We start from the raw sequence: 6362 nt of genomic DNA on the forward strand, positions 1-6362 counted from the left end.
ACGGTATCGGGCGGTAACCTCCACCGTGTGATGACGTGGCGGATCGGGACCGTGATTTCCACAGGCAAGTCGTGGCGAGGAGCCCTCGAGCTCCAGGTGACGCTCGACCGGCCCCTGCCCGGCCGGGCGGGCGAGGCCGCGTCCGGACCGCTGACGGTCCGCGCCCTGGCCTACACCGACCTCGTGGGCGAGCCCGCCGTCGGCGACGCGCTGCTGCTGAACGTGTCCGCGCTGGCCCGCGGCCTCGGCACCGGCGGGTACGCCCTCGTCGTCGGCCCGGCCGCGCCCGGCACCAGGCTGCCGCCCGACCCCGTCGTCGGGCCCGGCCACCTCGTCAAGGCCCGGTACACGCCCCTGCAGACCATGGTGCTCGGCGTCGACGAGCAGGAGTCGCCCCACCACACCACCCTGGCCGACGCCGACAGCCTCGACGGCATGCCCGTCGTCGTCGCCGACCTGCACTCCGCGCTGCCCGCCGTCGTCGCCGGGCTGCGCCACGCCGCCACCGCCGCCGGACGCGCGCCCGGCGACCTGCGGGTCGCCTACGTCATGACCGACGGCGGCGCCCTGCCCGCCGCGTTCTCCCGCACCGTCGCCGCCCTGCGCGAGACCGACTGGCTGACCACCTGCGTCACCGTCGGCCAGGCCTACGGCGGCGACCTCGAGGCCGTCACCGTGCACACCGGCCTCCTGGCCGCGCGGCACGTCGCCGGGTGCGACGTCGCCGTCGTCACCCAGGGACCCGGCAACCTCGGCACCGGCACCCGCTGGGGCTACTCCGGCGTCGCCGCCGGCGAGGCCGTCAACGCCACCGCCACCCTCGCCGGCCGCCCCGTCGCCTCCCTGCGCGTCTCCGGCGCCGACCCCCGCGACCGCCACCTCGGCATCTCCCACCACTCCCTGACCGCCTACGGCCGCGTCGCCCTCGCCCCCGCCGACGTCCCCGTACCCGTCCCCACCGCCGACGTCGAGAACCTGCCCGCCTGGGGCGCACCCCTGACCGGCCGCGTCCACGACCAGGCCCGCACCCTGGCCGACACCACCCCGCACACCCTCGTCGACGTCCCCGCCGACACCACCCTCCTCGACACCCTGCGCACCTCCCCCGCCGGGCTGCGCACCATGGGCCGCGGCCTCGACGCCGACCCCGCCTCCTTCGTCGCGGCCGCCGTCGCCGGCGTCCACGCCCACCGGCTCACCACCGGATGACGGACCGGAACAGGCACGAGAACCAGCACCAGAGCCAGCAGCAGGACCAGCACGGGAGCCAGCGCCGGATGCCACAGCCGACACCACGCACAGCACCCCGAGCACGCCTCGCCCTGATCTGCACGCTCGTCGTCGTCGCCGTGCTCGGCGCCGCCACCGCCACCCCCTGGACCTTCAGCACACCCCGCCTGCCCACCGTCGAGATCTCCCAGGCCCCGCAGTCCCAGCCCGCCCCCTCCGGCACCCCCGAAGCACCACCCGCCCAGCAACCCGACCCCGCCGACAACCGCTGGGTCGTCCTGGTCCTCGTCACCCTCGTCGGCCTGCTGATCGCCGTCCTGCTCACCCTCGCCGTCCGCAAGCTCCTGTCCATCCGCCGCGAACCCACCGACCTCGACCCCGACAACCTCGCCGCCGGCACCACCACCGACACCCTCGGCGACGACATCGACCTCCCCGAGCTGCAGGACGCCGTCACCCGCGCCCTGAGACACCTCGAAGGACACGCCCGACCCCGCGACGCCGTCGTCGCCGCCTGGGTAGCCCTCGAAGAAGCAGCAGAACGCGCCGGCGCCAGCCGCGACCCCGCCCAGACCCCCACCGAGTTCACCAGCACCGTCCTGGCCGCCACCCCCGCCCCACCCGACGCCGTCACCCGCCTGCGCACCCTCTACCAGCGCGCCCGCTTCACCGACCGCCCCATCGACACCACCACCGTCGCCCAGGCCCGCACGGCGCTCGCGGACATCGCGCGCACGCTCGACGTCGACCAGCCCGACGTCGACCAGCCCAGCACCGACGAGACCGGGCCGGCGCGACCCGGCCCCGGAGAGGAGCCCAGGCCCCGATGAAGCGGCACTGGAACTGGCAGCGCCTCACCGCGATCACGGTCACCGCCGTCGTCGCCGCCGCCGGGCTCGCCTTCTGGCAGATCATCGACCCCTGGCACGCCGCCGCGGCCGTGGCCGTCGTCGTCGCCCTGGCCGCCCTGTGGTCCAGGACCGAGGACGCCGACCCCGACCCCGAGTGGCCCCACGTCGTCACCGAGGCCCGCGCCGGCGGACGGCACGACGTCTCCGACCTGAGCTGGTCCACCTTCACCCGCGACGGACGCGTCACCGAACGCGTCGTCCGCCGCGTCCGGGCGCTCGCCGCCGACCGGGTCCGCGCCCACGGCGTCGACCCCTCCGACCCCGCCGCGACGGAGGACGTCGAGCGGCTGCTCGGCGCGCGCGTGGTGCGCGGCCTCTCGTCCCGCCACGCGCCGACGGCCCGGACCCTGCAGTCCTGGCTCGACGCGATCGAACGCCTGGGCGCGGCCCCCGCCGAACGCCCGGCCGCCACCGCGCCCGTCCACACCCCCGAGGAGAACCGTGCCTGACCTGAACGAAGCCCCGGACGCCGGTGCCAGCACGAGCGCGAGCAGCACAAGCACCGCGAGCCCCCTGCCCGTCGCCGACGTCGCCGCGCTCGGGGAGCGGGTCCTCGCCGAGGTCGGCACCGCCGTCGTCGGCATGCGGGACGCGCTCCAGATCGCGCTGGCGACCATCCTCGCGGGCGGGCACGTGCTGTTCGAGGACGTGCCCGGGCTGGGCAAGACCCTCGCGGCCCGGTCCCTGGCCGCCGCGCTGGGTCTCGACTTCGCGCGTCTGCAGTGCACCCCGGACCTCCTGCCGGCCGACATCACCGGCTCGTCCGTGTTCGACCCGGCCACCCGCACGTTCGAGTTCCGGCCCGGCCCGGTGTTCACCGGCCTGTTCCTCGCCGACGAGATCAACCGCACCGCCCCGAAGACCCAGTCGGCGCTGCTGGAGGCGATGGCGGAGCGCCAGGTCTCCATCGAGGGCACCAGCCGGCCGCTGCCCCGCCCGTTCCACGTGCTGGCGACGTCCAACCCCGTGGAGTACGAGGGCACCTACCCGCTGCCCGAGGCGCAGCTCGACCGGTTCATGGTCCGCCTCGCCGTCGGCTACCCGGACGCCGACCAGGAGGCCGAGGTGCTGACCCGCCGGCTCGCCCGCCGACAGGAGGCCGCGCCCGTGCGCCAGGTCGTCGATCCCGCGACGGTGCTCGCCATGCAGGCCGGCACCGAAGCCGTGGCCGTGGACCCCGACGTCGTGCGCTACTGCGTCGACCTGGCCGCGTCGACCCGCGGGCACACCGCCCTGGAGGTCGGCGCCTCGCCCCGCGGTTCGCAGAACCTCGTGCTCCTGGCCCGTGCCGTCGCCGTCCTGGACGGTCGCGACTACGTGCTGCCCGAGGACGTCAAGCGCGTCGCCGTGCCCGTGCTCGCGCACCGCATCACCCTGACCCCGACCGCGTGGGCCTCCGCGACCCGCCCCGAGACCGTCGTGTCCGACCTCCTGCGGGCCGTGCCGACCCCTGCCACGGTCCGGTCGCGATGAGTTTCGGCGGCGTCATCGGCTCCGAGGGTCGATCCTCCCGGGGCGCCCGGTCCGGCGGCGCCCGGTCCGGCACTGCGCAGTCCGACGGCGCCCAGGGCTGGCAACTCACCTCCGTGTACACCGCCGCCGTCGTGGCCGGCGTCGTCCTGCTCGCCCTGGGCGTGCTCGCCGGGCGAGCCGACCTGGCCCTGATCGGCGTGCCCGGCCTGCTCGCCGCGGCCTGGGCCCGGTCGAGGCGCCCGGACGACAAAGCCGCAGAGCCGCGCGGCACCCTCCGGGAGCCCGAAGGCTCGGCCACCGCCGGCGAGCTCACCGCCACGCTCCGCATCGCCCCCGGCGCCGCCGACGTCGTCCACCTGCGCATCGGCGCCGCCGGGCACCGCACCACCGAGGTGGCCCTGCGCGCGACACAGCATTCGACAGAGCACCCGACATCTCACGAGGCACCGCACGAGACCCCGCACGAGACGACGGCCCGCGACGTCCCGCTGCGCCTGTCGTCCGTCCGTACCGGGCCGCAGGACACCTTCGCGATCGACCTGCGCGGCTCGCTGCATGCGACCTGGGAGCAGGAGCCCGTGCAGGTGGGCGGCACCCGCCGCCTCGTCCTGCCCGCCGCGGCGCCCCTCGGCAGGCTGCCCCTGCCGCAGCGGCTGCGCGGCCTCACCGGCCCCCACTCCTCGCGCCGGCTGGGCGACGGCGCCGAGCTGCGCGACATCCACCCCTTCACCCCGGGCGACCGCCTGCGCCGCATCGACTGGCGCACCACCGCCCGCCGCTCGCCCGACCTCGACACCCTCTACGTGCGCCGCACCTACGCCACGGCCGAGGCCACCGCGGTGCTCGTCGTCGACTCCCGCGACGACGTCGGACCCGACCTGCACACCTGGCGCGGCTACGGCACCCTCCGCGTCGACGAACCCACCTCCCTCGACCTCGCCCGGCACGCCGCCGCCTCCGTAGCGCGCGCGCTGGTCGAGGGCGGCGACCGCGTCGGCCTGGAGGACCTCGCCCGACGCCGCCGGCCCCTGCCGCCCGCGTCCGGCCGCCGTCACCTGCGCCGCATCGTGCACGGCCTCGCCCTCGCGCACCCCAAAGACCGGGCCGCCGGCCACCGGGTCCGCCCGCCCCAGGTCCCCGCCGACGCCATCGTCTACCTCTTCACCACGGTGCTCGACGACGAGCCCCTGCACCTCGTGCGGACCTGGCGCACCAAGGGCCACCCCGTCGTCGTCATCGACACCCTGCCCGACGTCCACCCCGTCACCGAGAGCCACCTCCGCATCGCCTGGCGCATCGCCCGCCTGGAACGCGAGGACCGGCTCGCCGCCCTCACCGGGGAGGGCGTACCCGTCGTCCGCTGGGCCGGCTCCGAACGCGACCGGGCCGCCATCAGGTTCGAGGCCCTCGCCCGCGCCGCCGAACGACACGTCCCCGGACGGACGGGCACCCCATGAACCCCACCCGACCCGCCGACTGGTCCCACCTCCTGCGTTCGGCCCGCACCCGCCTGCGCCTGACCAGCGACCCCACCGCGCGCCCCCTGCCCGAGATCACCATCGAGACCGGACCCACCCTGCGCGGCTGGACCCTCCGCCTCGCCCTCGTCGTCCTCGTCCCCGCCCTGTTCCTCACCGCCGCCTCCCGCACCCCCGACCTGTCCTCCGGGATCGTCTGGAGCCTGGCCGCCCTCTTCACGATCCTCCTGGTGGTACGCCCCACCCCCGCGACAGCCGCCGGGGCGCTCGTCCTGGCCGCCCTGCTCTTCTGGGGCCTGTCCTCTGGCCCAGCCGCAGGCCTGTCGTTCGACCCGTGGTCCCTCCTCGTCGCACTCCTGGGCTACCTCGTCGCCCGCCTCACCTGGTGGGCCGCGCACGTCCCCCTCCGCGGCCGCGCCGAGATCGCCGCCCTGCTCACCGGCTGGCGGCGCGACCTCGTCGTCCTGGGCGGCACCGCCCTCCTCGCGGCGCTCGCGATGCTCGTCTCCGGGGCCACGCTGCCGGGGGCCGTCCTGCTCGCCGCCGTCGGCGTGGCCGGGATCGCGTTCGTCGCGCTGGCGACTCACCGCTGACCGCGTGACGATGGACGCGTCCCACCGCCGGCCGGAACAGGAGGACCACCGATGTCCCCGAAGCTGCCCCGCTACACCGTCCCGTCCCTCACACCCGAGCAGGGGGCGGAGGTCGCCGAGATCCTCCAGCAGCGGCTGCACGCGCTGAACGACCTGCACCTCACCCTCAAGCACGTGCACTGGAACGTTGTGGGGCCGCACTTCATCGGCGTCCACGAGATGCTCGACCCGCAGGTCGACGCCGTCCGCGCCATGGTCGACCAGATCGCCGAACGCATCGCCACCCTCGGCGTCGTGCCCGTGGGCACCCCCGGGGCGCTCGTCGCCTCCCGCACCTGGGACGACTACGCCCTCGGCCGCGCACCCGCCATCCAGCACCTCGCGGCCCTCGACGACGTGTACGCCGGCGTCATCACCGCGCACCGCAACGCCGCGGACGCCACGGCCAAGCTCGACGACGTCACCAACGACCTGCTCATCGGGCACCTGCACGACCTCGAGCAGTTCCACTGGTTCGTCCGCGCCCACCTGGAGTCGACGTCGGGCGCGCTCACGGAGTCCTGAGCTCAGCTCCCGCCGCCGAACGTGGCAAAAGACCCAGGTACCCCCGTGGCCCGGGCGTCTTGCCCATTCCGCACGGGTGGCCCACGAAAAAACCTCCGGGCTCGGACTTCCCC

General features: G+C 75.6%; 7 protein-coding genes. All 7 read left to right on the forward strand.

Annotation, left to right across the window (positions count from 1 at the left end; translation table 11 throughout):
- Positions 1-27 precede the first annotated feature (27 nt).
- From ACFV9Q_RS06465 to ACFV9Q_RS06495, 7 genes are read left to right on the forward strand one after another with little or no spacing between them, the layout of a single operon-like run.
- On the forward strand, positions 28-1209 hold the full coding sequence (locus tag ACFV9Q_RS06465; RefSeq protein ID WP_377233685.1) for a DUF3866 family protein: 1182 nt from the start codon (positions 28-30) through the stop codon (positions 1207-1209).
- Complete coding sequence (locus tag ACFV9Q_RS06470) at positions 1206-2060, forward strand: DUF4129 domain-containing protein (protein ID WP_377233686.1); 855 nt, start codon at positions 1206-1208, stop codon at positions 2058-2060. The genes ACFV9Q_RS06465 and ACFV9Q_RS06470 overlap by 4 nt, the downstream gene beginning before the upstream one ends.
- Positions 2057-2590, forward strand: coding sequence for a hypothetical protein (locus tag ACFV9Q_RS06475; protein ID WP_377233687.1), 534 nt, complete (start codon positions 2057-2059; stop codon positions 2588-2590). The genes ACFV9Q_RS06470 and ACFV9Q_RS06475 overlap by 4 nt, the downstream gene beginning before the upstream one ends.
- A 1-nt stretch (position 2591) precedes the next feature.
- Complete coding sequence (locus ACFV9Q_RS06480; RefSeq protein ID WP_377233848.1) at positions 2592-3614, forward strand: AAA family ATPase; 1023 nt, start codon at positions 2592-2594, stop codon at positions 3612-3614.
- Positions 3611-5071: a DUF58 domain-containing protein gene (locus ACFV9Q_RS06485; protein WP_377233688.1), complete on the forward strand. Its 1461-nt coding sequence runs from the start codon at positions 3611-3613 to the stop codon at positions 5069-5071. The genes ACFV9Q_RS06480 and ACFV9Q_RS06485 overlap by 4 nt, the downstream gene beginning before the upstream one ends.
- Positions 5068-5685 carry a hypothetical protein gene (locus ACFV9Q_RS06490; protein WP_377233689.1) on the forward strand — a complete coding sequence of 206 codons (618 nt, stop codon included), beginning with the start codon at positions 5068-5070 and terminating at the stop codon, positions 5683-5685. The genes ACFV9Q_RS06485 and ACFV9Q_RS06490 overlap by 4 nt, the downstream gene beginning before the upstream one ends.
- Positions 5686-5736: 51 nt before the next feature.
- Positions 5737-6249, forward strand: coding sequence for a Dps family protein (locus tag ACFV9Q_RS06495; protein ID WP_377231338.1), 513 nt, complete (start codon positions 5737-5739; stop codon positions 6247-6249).
- The last annotated feature ends 113 nt before the right edge of the window (positions 6250-6362 follow it).

This window comes from Promicromonospora sp. NPDC059942 (genome assembly GCF_042731755.1).
In the GTDB taxonomy this organism is placed as follows: Bacteria; Actinomycetota; Actinomycetes; order Actinomycetales; family Cellulomonadaceae; genus Promicromonospora.